Raw genomic sequence first — 14,833 nt, 5'->3', positions numbered from 1 at the left:
CACAGGGATACACTCTACAACTTAGTACAGCACCGTCATTGATGGGACCTGAGGGCAACCAACCTGCCCCACCTTTCCGCTGTACCCTGACCACCATGTACCAATACGTCGTCGGAGCCGCCGCCGGGTATGTGCTCGGCACGAAAGCGGCCGGAAGTGCTACCACCAGATCGTCAACGCCGCGCAGGCTGTCGCCAACTCACCGGTGACCAAACAGGTCACGTCCTCTGCCCGCCGGACCATTGCGAACAAGATCGATCCGGAGCCGCGCATGCGCGAAGTCAAGGACCTACGCAAGGGCAAGAAGCTGCGCGGCGGTTCGAACAAGCAGATCGAGGACACGATCTACGAGCCGGACCAGGACTAGCGACTGTCGTCGCTAGCGCTCAGCGAGACCGGCGACGATTCCGTCGAGGATGTCCTTTTCGCTGATGACGAAGCTGGTGGCGCCAGCTTCTCTTTCGAAGGCGTTCATGAGCTGCTCGACCACGGTGGATCCGGAGCCAATCACGTCGGCTCGGCCGGGGTGGACGACGGGATTCTCGCGGCGTTGCGCGGCGGTCTTGGAGCGCAGGTCTGCGGTTACCTCTCGGAGCCGGTCGAAGGAGATCTCCGACATGTGGATGCGCTCGGGGTCGTAGCTGTTCAGCCCCTGCGCTAACGCAGAGAGCGTGGTGAAGGTGCCGGCGCATCCCACAAACGTCTGCGCGGTAGCGAATGGCACGATGGCGGAGGCGGTGGTGACGTTGGCGTCGATAAGCTTTCTTGCCTCAAGTGTCTCCGCCGCTGTGGGCGGGTCGGCGCGCATGATGCGCTCGGTGATGCGCACACACCCCATTTGGGTGGAGATGGCGTGGCCCTCCATGACGAACTCCGTCGAGCCGCCGCCGAGATCGATCACGCAAAACGGGCCGCGGGCTGGGTCGATGTCCGCGGTGGCGCCGGCGAACGACAGTGCAGCTTCTTCCTCGCCGGTGATGACCTCGGCGACGGCGCCGGGCTGGATCTGGCCGAGCAGCTCGCGGGTCATGGCGAAGAACTCCTCGCGGTTGGCGGCGTCGCGGGTGGCGGAGGTGGCCACCATGCGCACGCGGGTGACGCCTTCGCGCTGCATCCCGCCGATGTAATCCGCGAGTGCTACGCGGGTGCGCTCGATGGCTTCCGGGGCGAACTTGCCGGTCTCGTCGACGCCTTGGCCGAGGCGGACGATGGTGTTGCGGCGGGTAATCTCGCCGGATTCCGTGTCGTGGATGAGCAGGCGGATGGAGTTAGTGCCGCAGTCCACGGCGGCTACGCGGGTCATGCCAGCCCCTCCCCTGCTTCCTCGAGCGTGATGCCGAGGTCGTCGAGTGTGGGCCAGTCGGCGGGGATGGCGGTGCCGCGCAGGTCGCCGTGCTCGGCGGCCAGGGCCACCGCTTCGGTGCCGAAGCGGACGCGCCCAGGGCCTTCGGCAAGTGCGTAGGCGATGAGCACGTGGAGGCACTTCACTCGCTCCGGCATGCCGCCGCCGGAGAAGTCGGTGCCCAGGTCCTCGATGGCGTTGCGCTCTTTCAAGAAGTGCTCGTGGGCAGCCTGGTAGTCGGCGCGGAGGCTCTCGCCATCGTCGCTATCTTCGTTGAGGCGGTTCTCCATCCACTTCATCACCTGCGCGACCTCGAGGCGGGAGGCCTCGGCAGTCAGACGTGGGTCGGTGAGGTAGTAGAGGGTGGGGAACGGGGGGCCGTCCTCAAGCTTGGGCGCGGTTTTCACCACGGCCGGCTGGTTGTCCGGGGTGGTGTACGCGATGGCAAGCACGCCGCGCGGGGTGCGGCCGAGCTGCTCAGCAACGATGACGAGTTGTTCGTCTGTGGGAGGAGTGTTCATGCGGGCATTATCTCATGGTGGTTAGCGGCAGAGGCGTCTACGGGAGAGCGCTAGAATTTTCAGTCAGTTAGAACCGCAATAGAAAGCATCGACTGTGCAACGCCAAAGAGATTTAGGCCGCTATGTGAGCAACGAAGTACCCCTCATTCACCATCGATCCGTGCAGTCATTTCTACAAATGGGTCTGGAATCCGGTGTCCATGAGATCGGCTACGGTGGCAACACGCTGGATTTGATGCTGGAGAAAGCTCCAAGCAAGAACCTATTGGTCATCTTCCATGCAGCGGCTGGACTCTCGCATACAACGCCTATTTTCACGGGGAGAAAAATCGCCCAGAGCGCAGATGCGTCCACCCTCTTCGTATCGGATCCTTCGCTTGACTTGGGGGTACGGATTGGATGGTTTGCGGGCGACGAAAGCCGACCGCTCCAGATCGATTTACCACGCGTGATTCAACACGTCGCGTCGAGCACCGACGCCGAGCGAATCATATTTTTCGGTCCTTCCGCAGGTGGGTTCGCCTCGCTCTACTACTCGCATATGTTTCCTAACTCACTAAGCGTGGCTGTTAACCCCCAGACTGCGATTTCCCGGTACTACGGTCATTTGGCAGAGTCTTATTACTCCGCAGCCTGGCCGCACGAAGAACGGCGGCTGGGGCTCGTAGACGACATTGTTCCGCTCTACCAAGATGAGTTCACGAACTATGTCTTCTACATGCAAAACTCGCAGGATGATTTTCACATAAAGCACCATTTACGCCCGTGGGAAGAAGCCACATCCAGCAGTTTCGGCAGCAGGTGGTTTCTCCTCAGCGATGACTGGGGCGATGGTCACACGCCGCCACCAGCATTTTTCCTGGAGTCCATTCTCCAATTTGCAACGACCTTCGAAGGTGGATGGGACGAACTGATTCAGTCGTTGAATGAAGAGTTCTAGGCGAATGCCTACTGGCCTGAGGCCGGCGCTTCGGCCTCGGCCGGAACCTCACCCGCTGCCGGCACCGCGCGGAGGGAATCCCACAGCACCTCGGACCACTCACGGTCGTCGGGGATCTCGTCGGCAGCGGTGGTGATGTTGTCAGGGGCGGACATGCGCGGGTCGAGGATGCGCCAGACGGTCTCTCCCTCTTCCACTACACCGAGGCGACGACGTGCTTCTTGGCGCATGAAGGCATCATCTTCATACATGGCGATGTCACTTTCAAGCGCCTGCTTGCGCGCCTCCAGGCGTTCGATAGATTCCTGGGCGCGGGCGATCTCGGCGCGGCCCTCGTAGTAGTTTCGCAGCGGCGCGGCAATGGCCAGCAACACCAGAAGGACGACGCTGATCAGGATGACCACGCTGGCCATGTCCTGCTTTGGAAACACGCGCGCCCGCCTCGTGCGGGAGCGTTGCGCGCGCTCTGCAGCGCGCTGGGCACGCTCCGCGTCGCGGCTCGCGACAGGCACGGAGGACGGGCGTTTCTTCATAGGAAGATAGTTTAGATGTGGTGCAAGGTTTTTCGCGGTTCGGCACGGCCCGCACAGACGATCCTGCTCCCCTAACCGTCAAACACGACCGGCACACCTTGGCCAATGGCTCCTTCGCCACTACAGGGGACTTGATCGAGGATCCGTGACTGACTCCAAGAGTGTGGCGAGAATCAGCAAATTATCCCGTATCGTTTTTTGCTTTTCATCGTCAGAGAGTCGATCTACCAGACCGTCGAGGCCATGTACGTAACGGTTTCTGCGTTCGATGATGTCCTCGACCGAGGAGGCCTCAGCACATAGTTCAGCTACGAGATTCTTGCCTGACGTCGCCCCATAAAAACGGGAAGACGGATTCAGTTGGGTAGCCAAGTCGTCGATACGCACACCCTCTTTTCGGAGGGCATCCGCAACTATGTCGGCTAGATACCTGCGTTCAATTTTTGCCTCGGCGAGGTCCACGACCGTTCGAGTTACATCAGTCACCGGAAGCCCGTCTATAGAAACGATCCGCGCATCAGGAATCTCGCGACCAGTACGAATACGAACACCTTCCTGCCGTGTCTGCTTCGTACCTGGTGTGGAAAAGGTGTACTGCGCGGGAATCAAACGCCCTGTGCCGTGAATGCGTGCCGCAGATTCATGTGACACAACCAAGGGGGCACGTTCATCCCAACGCTCATCAATAAAGCTCTTCGGTTCAAGCGAAAGCCACGCGGCCCGAATTCCGTCCTGCGGACCACCCTGGTGCGACGGAAGCAGATACACACCCTGGCGAGCGCGCTGGAGGTCCCCGCGTTGCGTCAATCTGGATAACTGCAACCGAGTGATTCCTTCGCGAGCCGCCTGCGCGGTCGTAACAATCCCCCATTGATCGGACGCGATCATTTCTAGCGTCGAAAGTGCGTCACCACGATCCATCTACACCACCTCAACTGATGTTTGTATCATCCTGAGTGATACAAACGTCAGATTTGCTGCGTCATTGTTGGAGAGATGACAGAAACGGCCCTCCCCGCAGCAGTAGCAAGGAAGGGCCGAATGAACGCCAGACGCTCGTGGCGTTAGCGCCTACTTCTTAAAGCGCGGGAAGGCGTCGCGGCCGGCGTACACGGCGGCGCTACCAAGCACCTGCTCGATGCGCAGCAACTGGTTGTACTTCGCCACACGCTCGGATCGAGCCGGGGCACCAGTCTTGATCTGGCCGCAGGACAGGGCGACGGCCAGATCGGCGATGGTGGTGTCCTCGGTCTCGCCGGAACGGTGCGACATCATGGTGCGGAAACCGTTGCGGTGCGCGAGCTCGACGGCGTCGAAGGTCTCGGTGAGGGTACCGATCTGGTTCACCTTTACTAGCAGGGCGTTCGCGGCGCCCTTCTCAATGCCTTCGGCGAGGCGCTTCGGGTTGGTGACAAAAAGGTCGTCGCCGACGATCTGGATCTTGTCGCCAAGCTTCTCGGTCAGGGTGACGTAGCCGTCCCAGTCGTTTTCATCCAGCGGGTCCTCGATGGAGACGATCGGGTACTGCTCCACCAGATCCGCGTACACCTGGATCATCTCCTCGGCGGAGTGCTGGCCACCCTCGAAGTTGTAGGTGCCGTTTTCGTAGAACTCGGAGGAGGCGACGTCGAGGGCGAGCGCGACATCGCTACCAAGCTTGTAGCCCGCCTTCTCAATAGCCTCGACGATCAGGTCGAGGGCGGCCTTGGTGGAGTCGACGGACGGGGCGAAACCGCCCTCGTCGCCAAGACCCGTGGACAGGCCCTTGGACTTAATCACGGACTTCAGCGCGTGGTAGACCTCAGTGCCCATACGCAGTGCCTCGGCGAAGGTCTCCGCGCCGATCGGGGCGATCATGAACTCCTGGACGTCCACACCGGAGTCGGCGTGTGCGCCACCGTTGAGGATGTTCATCATCGGCACCGGAAGGGTGTGTGCGTTCGGGCCGCCGATGTAGCGGAACAGCGGCAGCTCGGCAGCCTCAGCGGCAGCCTTCGCCACAGCCATGGACACACCCAGCAAGGCGTTCGCGCCCAGGTTCTTCTTGTTGTCGGTGCCGTCGAGCTCGATCATCGTGTTGTCGATCAGGCGCTGATCGTCCGCCTCAAACGCGATCAGGGCATCCGCGATGGTCTCGTTGACGTTCTCGACAGCCTTGAGGACACCCTTGCCGTCGTAGCGGTCGTCGCCATCACGAAGCTCGTGAGCCTCATGCTCACCCGTCGACGCACCCGACGGCACCGCAGCCTGGCCATGCGAGCCATCCGACAACAGCGCTTCCACCTCCACGGTCGGGTTACCGCGCGAATCCAGAATCTCGCGAGCAAAGATGTGCATGATGTCAGCCATGAGTTCTCCTTAACGTGGATATAGGCGTGGAAAATGACTTGGCGAAAAATTCCGACAACAAGTCTAGCCGTTGCCCTACCGGTGGGCAGGCTGGTTCATGGCATAGTTCGCGGCCGCGTCGCGCACACGGGCAAAATAGTCGCTGGACTGGTTATACGCATAGATGGCCTGAGTCCACCCCTCTTCGGTGGCCAGGTCGCGGGGTGTGCCGCCGGAATTGCACAGGAGGTTCGCAGCACCTAAGGCGGCGTCGTCGATCTGCTGAGGGTTCGGAGTGCCGTCGCCGTTGGCGTCGCGACCAAAGCGCGCCCATGACTCCGGAATGAACTGCATTGGGCCGACGGCGCGGTCGAACTCCGTGTCGCCGTCTAACTGACCGTGGTCGGTGTCCGGGACCTTGGCAAAGCCGTCCCCGTTCAGTTGCGGGCCGATGATCGCGGGCTGCGGGTAGCCGTTCTCGTCCAGTTTGGAATAGTCGAAACGGCCACCGTAGGTGCCGTGGCGGGTCTCCACCCAACCGATGCCGGCGAGCGTGTTCCAGGTCAGGTTGCAGGTGGGCCAAGCCTCCTCGGCGATCAGCGCGGCGTTGGCGTAGGCGCGCACGGCCTGGCCGGACATGTTCGTGGCCTCGCCGATGCTTTGCGACCAGTCAAAGAGTTGGTCAGAGGTTCTGCCCGGCGCGTGGACGTCGATACGCGGGGGCGCCTCCGCGGCCGCAGGTGGGACTGTGAGCGGGGCTTTTTGCTTCGGCTCTGTTGTGTCGAAGTTGAAGACAGACAGCAGCCACGCGATAAGCGCGACGACAAGAATAACGGCCATGGCCGCGCCAAGAATGCCCACGCAGCCACAGCCGCGAGCAATGCGTCGCGGTGTGATCATGGGCGCAAAGTGTACCGGGCGCGGTTGGGGCGTGATGCGAGGGTTGGGCGGTGCCGGAAGTAACAATCTTCACACAAACCACAACAATCACAGCTGTAACAGTTATGATGCTTTGCGACCTATCAAACTTCCCCGAAAGGACACCCCATGCGCCGCATCACCGCAGCACTCGCAGCAGGCCTCATCGCCGTCACCGGCTTCGCAGGCACCGCAACCCCCGCCAAGGCACAGACCCTCGAACTCGTCCGCCTGCTCAACGGCAACATCGCCACCACCAACTGCGACAGCCTCCGCACCGGCCTGACCGCCACCCGCATGGTGAACAAAGACACCACCCGCAGCCAGCTCGTCATGAACCTCAACACCGCCGTGGGCAACGACGCGGCCCTGCGCCTCGTCTCCGCAAGCACCGTCGGCGCGGTGGCGGACCGTGCGCTGGAGTGCGGCATCGTCAAGCCGGACCCAGTCACCCCGCTCGACCAGCTCTTCGCCGGTTCCTCCCAGATGTCCTCCAAGGCAGGCCTGCCGGACATCCGCACCCTCATCCCGGCACTGCCGGCTATTCGCTAGCCTTCCCCTCGACCCACAGACGGTCCTGCGTGGCCTTATCCACAGGCCCGTCTGACCCGTCGAACAAATACGGCGCACGGCGGCGCATCTTATCGACGAACGCCCCCGCCACATCCCCAAACCCAAAGGCACCCCGCTCATCGGCAATCTCCGCATGGAACAACACCTGCAGGAGCAAATCCGACAACTCCTTCTTCAGCTCCGCGTCGGGTGCCTTTGCACGAATCGCATCCGCGACCTCACCAGCCTCCTCCTTCAAGTAAGGCAGGAGGCTTTCGTGCGTCATCTCCTGCTCCCACTCACCCCGGCGCCGCGCCTCACGCATCGTCTCCACGGCCTGCAACACAGGATCCTCGAGGGAAGGGACTTTGATCAGGGCGGTGGCGTCGTCGTCAAGCACACGCTCCGCGAACCTGGGATCCGTGGTGATGATCCAATGCCCGTCGCCGTCTACGACATCCAACGCCCACCGCACCGACACCGGCACCTCCGGCGAAAACTCCACACGACCACGAATCTGGCCAGCAAGATTGAGTGGGATCATGTCGGGCCAACGGGCATCCAGAAGCAACACGGTCGCAGTCATGAAGGGAAGTCTAAGGCCTCTATGATGGAGCGCATGACTCAGATCGCCGAAGCACTCGAAGCCATCAAACCCAGCGCCCAAGACGCGCTACAAGACTCCGTCACCTTCTCCCCCATCCGCTGGAAAACCGGCTGGCCCCACCACCTCCGCCGCGTACCGCCCTTCCGCGACGACGCCACCGCCTCCATCACCCGCGCCGAAGTCTTCTCCTTCGCCTCGGATGTCCGCGCCTCCGACTTCGCGCGCGAGCAGATCATCGACTTCCTCGGCGCCTGCTTCGCCTACATCACCGGCCAGTCCAACCAGGTCATGCAAATGCAGGCGTTTCTGCGCAACAAGGGCAACGCTTCCAAGTTGCTGGGTGCGATCCGCAAGCTTGGCGGGCTGTCGCCTGTCGACGCCTACGCCTCTCTGGTCGCGACCGGCCTGGCACCGAAGTACGCGTCCGCCGTGGCGTACTTCCTGACGGGTGAGCAGGATGCTGCTGGTGCTGCTGTTTCGTCGGATGGCGCTGCTGCACCGGCGATCATTTGCTCCAACCGTGCGCGCCTGGCTGGCCTGGCGAAGGACGCCGACTGGACCGCCGACGAATACAAGGAATACCTCGACGCATTGACCGCCGCTCGGGACGCTTACGACTCTTCGCTGCCCCTGGATGCGGTTGAGTGGGCGTTGCGGGAGTTTGCTCGTCGCGAGGCAAAGTAGCGCTGAGTATTTGGGCTTGCCTGTCGAGCCCACGCAGGGGGTATATATGTCGCCCGGCGAGCTTAGGGGCAAACCCGAACTCGCCGGGCTTTGGTTTTGGTGGGGGTTGGGTTTAGATCTTGATGTTTAAACGCTGAAGGAACTCGAGTGCACTGATACAGGGCACACCGAACTGTATAGCCACGTCAGGGATCTTTACCTTCTTTATGCTGTTAGGTGCCGACGCCTCATTAGTAACAATGGTCGCACCGTAGCGATATGCCGACGCCACCAACCAGGAGTCTGCCACATTGAAGAACTCCGTAGCGGCAGCGTCGCGGTATTTCGGTTGTCTGCCGAACTCCACCCATTCCACGACTTCCTGGTAACAATCGACCTCTTTTTGATCAGGGAAAATTATTTGATTTTGGCGGACATTCTTCTGATACCAGCCGTACTCAGGAGCACCCCACGCAGCAAGCTCTTTATCCACCTCATCATGGAAGTACACACCGTCGGAGAACAACGCAACCTCAAGTTTCTCCCAAAGTGTCGGAAACACAGTATCCGGATAAACACTGGCCAAGGTGCCCAAGAAGTTGGTGTCCACCAAATACATCGGCTACACCGCTTCCCGGCCTCGCACCTGGCGTGCATTGACCAGATTCGCGAACGACTCGCTTGAATTGGTTCCTAGGTACCGCGCAGCCTCCCGTTGCGATATCTGGCCATTCACCGCCGCTTGCGTAACCGTGTCAAAGAATCTTCCGCCAACCCGGGAACGAACCAGCACGTGGTGCGGCGGCGCCCCCTCACCGGACTTCTCCACTCGCTCTCCGGTGTGCTTCACCAAAGGCAGTACGCGACGTGCTTCCTCTTGATCAATGAGCTCCAATTCGTCGAGGCGCCAGAGCATGGCTTCCCTACTCAGACCAAAGCGACGGGCGAGTCGTTCGACTTGGTCTTTGGTCGGCATGGTGTCGTCGAAAAGCTTCTGCACTGCAGATGCCGGAGCAATGAGCGCGGACGCAAACTGGTTGCACCATCGCTCCAACTGCACGCCGTCCGCATGATCCGAAACACCCGGTTTTCCGAGCACAACGTGGCCAAGCTCATGCGCGAGGCTGAACAACTGCGCGGTTTTTGCATCCCGAGTGTTGATAAAGACGAGGCAGAAACCATCGTCTTCAATGGTGAATCCACGAAACTCTTCGACGCTCAAACGACGCTTCGTCGAACTCTCCACGATCGAATTTCGAGCCACCAACACCCCTGCTTCTTCCATCGCCATCACCAAGGCGCGCACTTTATCCGACCCCGGAAATGGGGCTTCTGCGTCAAAACCGAGATGCTCGCGGATGGACAGCGCGACGTCTTGAGGGTGCTGAGCACTCGAAGCAGAAGCGAAAAAGACCGGAGCTTCGATCCCCTCATCCTTTGCGTAGTCCGAGTACCAAGCCAGACGCTGCTGCGACTTGAGAACAACCTCTTGGAGATCTGGACTCATCGACCCCAACGCAGAATTCCTGACGATCCGGAAATCTGCAACACCAGTGTCCTCTCCGGAAGGCTCCTTAAGCAGCAATCTCCCGAACGGAATCTTCGCCTGGTGAGCCAGCTTCTGCGCCTGACGCAGCGTGGGTTGTGCGTCCCCCTCTAACCAGGAATCGAATTTTGGAAAACGCTTGAGCAACTCATCATCATCCAAACCCGTACGACGAGCGGCCCACTGCAAAACGGAAGGCGTGACCGAAACACGCGGCGTGTTCATCGGCCCACCTCCTTTTCACTCTTTCTGCAAAAACCAAACTCTGCCCAAGACGATACTGCGTAGAGGTTCAGTATGTCACCAAGGGTTGACACGTGACCCAGTTTTAATGTGGCTGGTCGATACTGCCGTTGTACTGGGTGTTTAATGCGGCGCGATGAGTTCGGGTTTGCTCCTAAGCTCACTTTTCGGCCTATTGGTTGAGATACGATGTGCATTAATCGGGTTGGGACTCAAACAGATTGGTGCAGCAGCAATGAACCGTTTCACAGCGACCGTTGAGTACTCATCCGGCTGGTGGGTGGGGCAACTTGAAGAAGACGCTGGCGTCATAGTCCAGGCTCGATCTGTAGAGCAACTTAGAAATGAGTTCCGAGAAGCACTCCGACTCTTCCCCGAGCTCACCGCACACCCCGCCACTGCACACATTGAGATTACAGTCGTTGGTGAAGCAGGCGGTGCTGGATCGACCTCCTAGTGGCGCTTCGGGGCGATGCAAAATGTTGCAGGGCCGGGAGCTGCGACCTGCGCGGAGTGTAAAAACCTGCCGGCGAAGGTGCGGGGTTTTACACAAACGAAATAAGTAAAGCGGGGCGTCGGCGGCGGTGCGGGTCGGGGGACAGACCAGCGGCCGACGCAACCGGCAGGGGTGGTGGCTAACGCCCGCGGAAGGCGCGGTCGTTGAGGTCCCGGCGGGCCTGCTCCAGGGCAACCAGGTCAGAGAAGAGGGCGTTGTAGGCCTCTTCGTCGTCGGAGGGGCGCATGCGCTGCAGCTGCGCCTTGAGCTGGGCGATCTGCTCGCCGACGCGGGTCTCCTGCAGGCGGGAGAGGACGGAGTCGGCGTATTCGTCGAGGTCGTCGGCGTGAATGGGTTCGACGGCGAGTTCGGAAACAAAGTTGCGGCCGGAAAGGTCGCGCATCTCGCCGGCGACGGCAGCGATCCAGGAGGCACCGCCGTCGGGGGCGGAGTCGGCGGGGCTGTAACCGTTGGGCGCAGTGCCAGCGGGCCCTGCGACAGCAGCGGCACCAGCGGAGCTAGCGGCACCAGCGCCCACACCGTCACCAGCGCGGGCGCAGCCGCCGGCGGCGGTGATGGCCTCGCGGACCTGCTGGTAGGCGTCGTTGGTGAAGGCGTCCGGGTTGATGCCGTCGAAGTAATTGCCGGCCTTCGACGGGTGCTGCAGCGCAATCTTTAGGGCTTCGCGCTGGGGCCACAGCATTGGGTCGTCGGGGCGCGGCGGGATCAGCAATTCCGCCTGGCGGCCGGAGGAGTCGGGACCGGCAGCGGCCTGGCGGGCAGCGAGGGAAACGCGCTGGCGCTTCTCCTTTTTCGGCTTCTTCGCCTCGGCGCGGACCTGTTCCAGCACTTCGTCGGGGTTGGGCCAGCCCACCCAGCCGGCGAGGCGGCGGGCGTATTCCTGTTGGAGAACTTTGTCGTCGATGGAGGCGACGACGGGGACGGTGCGTCGTAAAGCTTGGACGCGCCCTTCGGCGGAGTCGAGGGAGAAGTTCTTCAGCAGGGACTCGATGACGAACTCGTAGACGGGGATGCGGGAGGCGACGAGGTCCCGAAGAGCACTGTCGCCCTTCTCCAGGCGCAGGTCACAAGGGTCCATGCCGTCCGGGGCGACGGCCACAAACGACTGGCCGCCGAACTCCGTGTCGGTGTTGTAGGCGCGCATCGCAGCCTTCTGGCCAGCCTCGTCGCCGTCGAAGGTGTAGATCAGTTCGCCGCGGAAGAAATTATCGTCGAGCATCAGGCGGCGGATCAGGCTCATGTGCTCGGAGCCGAACGCGGTGCCGCAGGTGGCCACGGCGGTGGTCACGCCAGCGGCATGCATCGCCATCACATCGGTGTAGCCCTCCACCACCACCGTTTGATGCTGGGTGGCAATGTTGCGCTTCGCCTTATCGATGCCGAACAGCACCTTCGACTTGTGATACAGCAGCGTGTCGGAGGTGTTCATGTACTTGCCCATGGGGTCGTCGTCGAAAAGTTTGCGCGCGCCGAAACCGATCGTGTTCGACGCGGCATCCTTAATCGGCCAAATCAGACGACGGCGAAACTTATCAATCGGCCCGCGTTTGCCCTGCGAGGAAATACCGGCGTCGATGAGTTCCTGGACCTCAAACCCCTTACGCAGCAGGTGCTTGGTCAGCGTGTCCCAACCGTCGGAGGCGTAACCGCACTCGAAATCCATGATCAACTCGCGCGAAAACCCACGGTTGAGCAAGAAATCGCGTGCGACCTTCGCCTCAGGCGTTTCCAACTGCTCGCGGTAAAACTCGTGCGCCGCCTTATTCGCCGCCAGCAGCCGCTGGCGCGTGCCCGGCTTCACATCACGCGCACCCGTAGAACCGCCCTGGTAATTAATGCGGTACCCAATCTGATCCGCAACCGCCTCCACGGCCTCCGGGAAGGTCAACTGCTCCATCTCCATCAAGAACGAGAACACATCCCCGCCCTTGCCCGTAGAGAAGCAGTGGTAATAACCGTGAGCAGGGCGAACGTGGAAACTCGGGGTCTTCTCGTCCTTAAACGGACTCAGGCCCTTCAGCGAATCGTGCCCGGCAGGCTTCAACTGCACATACTCGCCCACAATCTCGTCGAGCGGTGCGCGCTGACGGATAGCCTCAATGTCACTATCCGGAATTCTGCCCCTTGCCATGGCGCTCATCGTAGCGTGTGCAACGATATGAGCCTATGAAGCGCCCGATTATCCTGCTGACCTGCCTCGCGTTGAGCAGTTGCGTATCGACGACCCCCTCACCCACCCCGGCACCAACCACCACCGTGGCGTCGACCGCGACCTCCAGCGCGACCGCCTCGGGGCTGCCGGCGTGCGACTCGCTTCCCGACGAAGCCTGGGACACCGTCGACCTCATCGAAGCCGGCGGCCCCTTCCCCTACCCCGCCAACGACGACAAACGCTTCGGCAACTACGAACGCGTCCTGCCGCAGGAGTCCCGGAACTACTACCGCGAGTACACCGTGGACACGCCGGGGCTGCGCCACCGCGGGGCGCGGCGCATCGTCACCGGCGGCGACGCTTCCGGCGTCGAGGCCTGGTACTACACCGACGACCACTACGAATCCTTCTGCGAAATGGAGGTCAACTGATGAACCCGATCTTTATCGCCAACCCCGTCCACACGCTTGAGGACCTCGCCCGCGGCATCCTCACCGCCGCCTACGGCCCCAAAGACGCCGCCGACCGGCCCGTGCCCACAAACCTCGACGCGCTCGCCGACCTCCTGCGGGAAACCCAAGTGAAACGGGTGGTGGTGGCTTCCTGGAGGGTGGAGGGGTCGTCGACAAGCAAAATGCGCGCAGTGTTTGAGGATGAAGGGGTCGAATTGGCAGCTTAGGGGCAAACCCGAACTCGGAAATGTCCACTATATTGTGCACGCGAGGGGTTCCCAACGCAGCCGCCAGGCGCGATACTGGCTTGCATGGGGTATGCAGAAATGGCTCACCTTCGGGGGTTGAGAGAAGATTTTGACGAGCAAGCCAACGCGCCCAGCGCGAACCCGCGCTACGTAACGCGGACTACCACCGTCGAGGAAGAATGGTGGCAATCGCTCCCGCTGCGCGATCAAATGCTGGTCCGCGGTGCGGGAGTCTCGCGCGACAGCCGCAAAGCAATCCTTCTTGGCCGTTGGGCCGCAGTACAACACGGCATGTGGATCGGGCCACTCACAGACTGGACCGTCGACGTCGCACTACCATCCGGAAAACCGCCCGCCAAAAGCAAATGGCCCATCCGGACACGATTCCGCTCAGTGCCCGTGCGTGACGACGAAACCATCACCGCCCAAAACATCCGCTACACCGACCGACTCCGCACCTACATCGACCTATTCCGCTTCGGCACCATCACCGACCAACTCACAGCAACCGATTGGATTCTGGGGCACTACTCACGCCGCAAAGTGCACGATTACATCGACGGGTTCGAAAGCTGTCGGCCTGAGATTCTCAAACGGGCGCACAATATCGTCGCCACCGTGACGCCTCTTCCCGAGTACCGGTACAGCCTCGCCCGCGCCGTCCTCTCCTCACACCGGATTGACTGTTACCCGGTGTTCCTAAAACCATGGGTCACATCCGGGCCTCTAATTGTCGACTGCGGCGGGATGCGCAACATCGCCATCATCATCGACGACGCCACCGGTTCCGACTTCGACTTCGGTTTCCCCGAAGACACACGCGCCTACTGGACTTCGCACCACAACTTCCCGACAGTGCGCTGGGACTTCTCAGATCTGTTCTTAAGGCCGGACCTTTTCATGAATGAAGTAGGCCGGGCGCGTAATGCCGTCATATATAAGCACTCGCTGCCAAAGTGGGAGTGGTGAGGCGGTCGCCGGCTGTGTGAGCGCGTTGTGTGGGCGGTGTGTGAGCGCTGTTTGAGCGCGGTGAGGCGACCGCCCTGAGGGGTGGAAGGTGTCCGATTGGCAGCTTAGGGGCAAACCCGAACTCGGATGCGCGGCACGACCACAGTGGACCGCAGTGGAACGCAGTGAAGGCCGGTAGGAATCGCCGTCGGTGCGAGTTCGGGTTTGCCCTTAAGCTCAGTTTTCGCACATGTGCACCCCGGCGTGGGATGTGGCCGGGCGTGGGCGCTCCGGGGTGGAGGGGTCGTCGACAAGCAAAATGC

17 protein-coding genes and 1 pseudogene are annotated in these 14,833 nt (G+C 61.3%); 8 read left to right on the top strand and 10 right to left on the bottom strand.

The features are described 5' to 3' along the window. Window positions 1-95: 95 nt before the first annotated feature. A pseudogene (locus HMPREF3145_RS00875) lies at window positions 96-367 on the top strand (hypothetical protein). Between the two features lie 12 nt (window positions 368-379). On the opposite strand, the gene HMPREF3145_RS00870 reads toward HMPREF3145_RS00875, so the two are convergent. Further along, complete coding sequence (locus tag HMPREF3145_RS00870) at window positions 380-1,303, bottom strand: Ppx/GppA phosphatase family protein (protein WP_070421379.1); 924 nt, start codon at window positions 1,301-1,303, stop codon at window positions 380-382. After that, on the bottom strand, window positions 1,300-1,863 hold the full coding sequence (locus HMPREF3145_RS00865) for a DUF501 domain-containing protein (protein ID WP_070421378.1): 564 nt from the start codon (window positions 1,861-1,863) through the stop codon (window positions 1,300-1,302). Before HMPREF3145_RS00865 ends, HMPREF3145_RS00870 begins: the two co-directional genes overlap by 4 nt. 124 nt (window positions 1,864-1,987) lie before the next feature. Between HMPREF3145_RS00865 and HMPREF3145_RS00860 the strand changes: the two genes are divergently transcribed. After that, on the top strand, window positions 1,988-2,803 hold the full coding sequence (locus tag HMPREF3145_RS00860; protein WP_070421377.1) for a hypothetical protein: 816 nt from the start codon (window positions 1,988-1,990) through the stop codon (window positions 2,801-2,803). Window positions 2,804-2,811: 8 nt separating this feature from the next. Here the strand turns inward: HMPREF3145_RS00860 and HMPREF3145_RS00855 are convergent, their stop codons facing one another. From HMPREF3145_RS00855 to HMPREF3145_RS00840, 4 genes are all read right to left on the bottom strand, one after another. Continuing rightward, window positions 2,812-3,336, bottom strand: coding sequence for a septum formation initiator family protein (locus HMPREF3145_RS00855; protein WP_070421376.1), 525 nt, complete (start codon window positions 3,334-3,336; stop codon window positions 2,812-2,814). A 120-nt stretch (window positions 3,337-3,456) separates the two neighbouring features. Further along, a complete protein-coding gene (locus tag HMPREF3145_RS00850) occupies window positions 3,457-4,257 on the bottom strand; it encodes a type IV toxin-antitoxin system AbiEi family antitoxin domain-containing protein (RefSeq protein ID WP_070421375.1) in 801 nt (266 codons plus the stop codon). A gap of 150 nt (window positions 4,258-4,407) precedes the next feature. Beyond that, the gene (gene eno / locus HMPREF3145_RS00845) at window positions 4,408-5,685 is read right to left on the bottom strand and encodes a phosphopyruvate hydratase (RefSeq protein WP_070421374.1); all 1,278 of its coding nucleotides are present in this window, start codon (window positions 5,683-5,685) and stop codon (window positions 4,408-4,410) included. Window positions 5,686-5,760: 75 nt separating this feature from the next. Next, on the bottom strand, window positions 5,761-6,564 hold the full coding sequence (locus HMPREF3145_RS00840; RefSeq protein ID WP_070421373.1) for a lytic transglycosylase domain-containing protein: 804 nt from the start codon (window positions 6,562-6,564) through the stop codon (window positions 5,761-5,763). A gap of 147 nt (window positions 6,565-6,711) precedes the next feature. Between HMPREF3145_RS00840 and HMPREF3145_RS00835 the strand changes: the two genes are divergently transcribed. Beyond that, entirely contained in the window at window positions 6,712-7,134 is a 423-nt protein-coding gene (locus tag HMPREF3145_RS00835) for a hypothetical protein (protein WP_070421372.1), read from the top strand. Here HMPREF3145_RS00835 and HMPREF3145_RS00830 read toward each other — a convergent pair. Next, window positions 7,124-7,720, bottom strand: coding sequence for a MazG nucleotide pyrophosphohydrolase domain-containing protein (locus HMPREF3145_RS00830; RefSeq protein ID WP_070421371.1), 597 nt, complete (start codon window positions 7,718-7,720; stop codon window positions 7,124-7,126). The two genes, HMPREF3145_RS00835 and HMPREF3145_RS00830, sit on opposite strands and share 11 nt — an antisense overlap. 33 nt (window positions 7,721-7,753) lie before the next feature. Here HMPREF3145_RS00830 and HMPREF3145_RS00825 point away from each other — a divergent pair, with 33 nt between their 5' ends. Beyond that, window positions 7,754-8,425: an 8-oxoguanine DNA glycosylase OGG fold protein gene (locus HMPREF3145_RS00825; RefSeq protein ID WP_070421400.1), complete on the top strand. Its 672-nt coding sequence runs from the start codon at window positions 7,754-7,756 to the stop codon at window positions 8,423-8,425. 112 nt (window positions 8,426-8,537) lie between these two features. Here the strand turns inward: HMPREF3145_RS00825 and HMPREF3145_RS00820 are convergent, their stop codons facing one another. Further along, window positions 8,538-9,023, bottom strand: coding sequence for a DUF4411 family protein (locus tag HMPREF3145_RS00820; protein ID WP_070421370.1), 486 nt, complete (start codon window positions 9,021-9,023; stop codon window positions 8,538-8,540). Window positions 9,024-9,026: 3 nt separating this feature from the next. Then, window positions 9,027-10,175: an ImmA/IrrE family metallo-endopeptidase gene (locus HMPREF3145_RS00815; RefSeq protein ID WP_070421369.1), complete on the bottom strand. Its 1,149-nt coding sequence runs from the start codon at window positions 10,173-10,175 to the stop codon at window positions 9,027-9,029. A gap of 253 nt (window positions 10,176-10,428) precedes the next feature. On the opposite strand from HMPREF3145_RS00815, the gene HMPREF3145_RS11580 reads away from it, so the two are divergent. Beyond that, on the top strand, window positions 10,429-10,650 hold the full coding sequence (locus HMPREF3145_RS11580) for a hypothetical protein (protein WP_141740765.1): 222 nt from the start codon (window positions 10,429-10,431) through the stop codon (window positions 10,648-10,650). Window positions 10,651-10,828: 178 nt separating this feature from the next. On the opposite strand, the gene dnaG is transcribed toward HMPREF3145_RS11580, so the two are convergent. Beyond that, complete coding sequence (gene dnaG / locus HMPREF3145_RS00810; RefSeq protein ID WP_070421368.1) at window positions 10,829-12,841, bottom strand: DNA primase; 2,013 nt, start codon at window positions 12,839-12,841, stop codon at window positions 10,829-10,831. A 35-nt stretch (window positions 12,842-12,876) separates the two neighbouring features. Here dnaG and HMPREF3145_RS00805 point away from each other — a divergent pair, with 35 nt between their 5' ends. The 3 genes from HMPREF3145_RS00805 to HMPREF3145_RS00795 all read left to right on the top strand — a co-directional run bounded on the left by HMPREF3145_RS00805 (window position 12,877) and on the right by HMPREF3145_RS00795 (window position 14,531). Further along, window positions 12,877-13,293 carry a guanyl-specific ribonuclease gene (locus HMPREF3145_RS00805; RefSeq protein ID WP_083279300.1) on the top strand — a complete coding sequence of 139 codons (417 nt, stop codon included), beginning with the start codon at window positions 12,877-12,879 and terminating at the stop codon, window positions 13,291-13,293. Then, window positions 13,293-13,541 carry a hypothetical protein gene (locus HMPREF3145_RS00800; protein ID WP_070421367.1) on the top strand — a complete coding sequence of 83 codons (249 nt, stop codon included), beginning with the start codon at window positions 13,293-13,295 and terminating at the stop codon, window positions 13,539-13,541. Before HMPREF3145_RS00805 ends, HMPREF3145_RS00800 begins: the two co-directional genes overlap by 1 nt. 84 nt (window positions 13,542-13,625) lie before the next feature. After that, window positions 13,626-14,531, top strand: a complete 906-nt coding sequence (locus tag HMPREF3145_RS00795; protein ID WP_141740764.1) for a hypothetical protein — start codon at window positions 13,626-13,628, stop codon at window positions 14,529-14,531. The last annotated feature ends 302 nt before the right edge of the window (window positions 14,532-14,833 follow it).

Origin of the sequence: Corynebacterium sp. HMSC05C01 (genome assembly GCF_001807155.1) — a bacterium.
Classification (GTDB): Bacteria; Actinomycetota; Actinomycetes; order Mycobacteriales; family Mycobacteriaceae; genus Corynebacterium; species Corynebacterium coyleae.
Note: the sequence above shows the minus strand (reverse complement) of the source record. Positions and strands in the feature narration are given on the sequence as shown.

What these genes read in the sequence shown, in the direction of transcription:
- HMPREF3145_RS00855 (WP_070421376.1), bottom strand. Translation starts at nt 3,336, where the DNA reads ATGAAGAAACGCCCGTCCTCCGTGCCTGTCGCGAGCCGCGACGCGGAG.
- eno (WP_070421374.1), bottom strand. Translation starts at nt 5,685, where the DNA reads ATGGCTGACATCATGCACATCTTTGCTCGCGAGATTCTGGATTCGCGC.
- HMPREF3145_RS00865 (WP_070421378.1), bottom strand. Translation starts at nt 1,863, where the DNA reads ATGAACACTCCTCCCACAGACGAACAACTCGTCATCGTTGCTGAGCAG.
- HMPREF3145_RS00830 (WP_070421371.1), bottom strand. Translation starts at nt 7,720, where the DNA reads ATGACTGCGACCGTGTTGCTTCTGGATGCCCGTTGGCCCGACATGATC.
- HMPREF3145_RS00805 (WP_083279300.1), top strand. Translation starts at nt 12,877, where the DNA reads ATGAAGCGCCCGATTATCCTGCTGACCTGCCTCGCGTTGAGCAGTTGC.
- HMPREF3145_RS00850 (WP_070421375.1), bottom strand. Translation starts at nt 4,257, where the DNA reads ATGGATCGTGGTGACGCACTTTCGACGCTAGAAATGATCGCGTCCGAT.
- HMPREF3145_RS00795 (WP_141740764.1), top strand. Translation starts at nt 13,626, where the DNA reads ATGGGGTATGCAGAAATGGCTCACCTTCGGGGGTTGAGAGAAGATTTT.
- HMPREF3145_RS00820 (WP_070421370.1), bottom strand. Translation starts at nt 9,023, where the DNA reads ATGTATTTGGTGGACACCAACTTCTTGGGCACCTTGGCCAGTGTTTAT.
- HMPREF3145_RS11580 (WP_141740765.1), top strand. Translation starts at nt 10,429, where the DNA reads ATGAACCGTTTCACAGCGACCGTTGAGTACTCATCCGGCTGGTGGGTG.
- HMPREF3145_RS00840 (WP_070421373.1), bottom strand. Translation starts at nt 6,564, where the DNA reads ATGATCACACCGCGACGCATTGCTCGCGGCTGTGGCTGCGTGGGCATT.
- HMPREF3145_RS00835 (WP_070421372.1), top strand. Translation starts at nt 6,712, where the DNA reads ATGCGCCGCATCACCGCAGCACTCGCAGCAGGCCTCATCGCCGTCACC.
- dnaG (WP_070421368.1), bottom strand. Translation starts at nt 12,841, where the DNA reads ATGGCAAGGGGCAGAATTCCGGATAGTGACATTGAGGCTATCCGTCAG.
- HMPREF3145_RS00870 (WP_070421379.1), bottom strand. Translation starts at nt 1,303, where the DNA reads ATGACCCGCGTAGCCGCCGTGGACTGCGGCACTAACTCCATCCGCCTG.
- HMPREF3145_RS00815 (WP_070421369.1), bottom strand. Translation starts at nt 10,175, where the DNA reads ATGAACACGCCGCGTGTTTCGGTCACGCCTTCCGTTTTGCAGTGGGCC.
- HMPREF3145_RS00825 (WP_070421400.1), top strand. Translation starts at nt 7,754, where the DNA reads ATGACTCAGATCGCCGAAGCACTCGAAGCCATCAAACCCAGCGCCCAA.
- HMPREF3145_RS00800 (WP_070421367.1), top strand. Translation starts at nt 13,293, where the DNA reads ATGAACCCGATCTTTATCGCCAACCCCGTCCACACGCTTGAGGACCTC.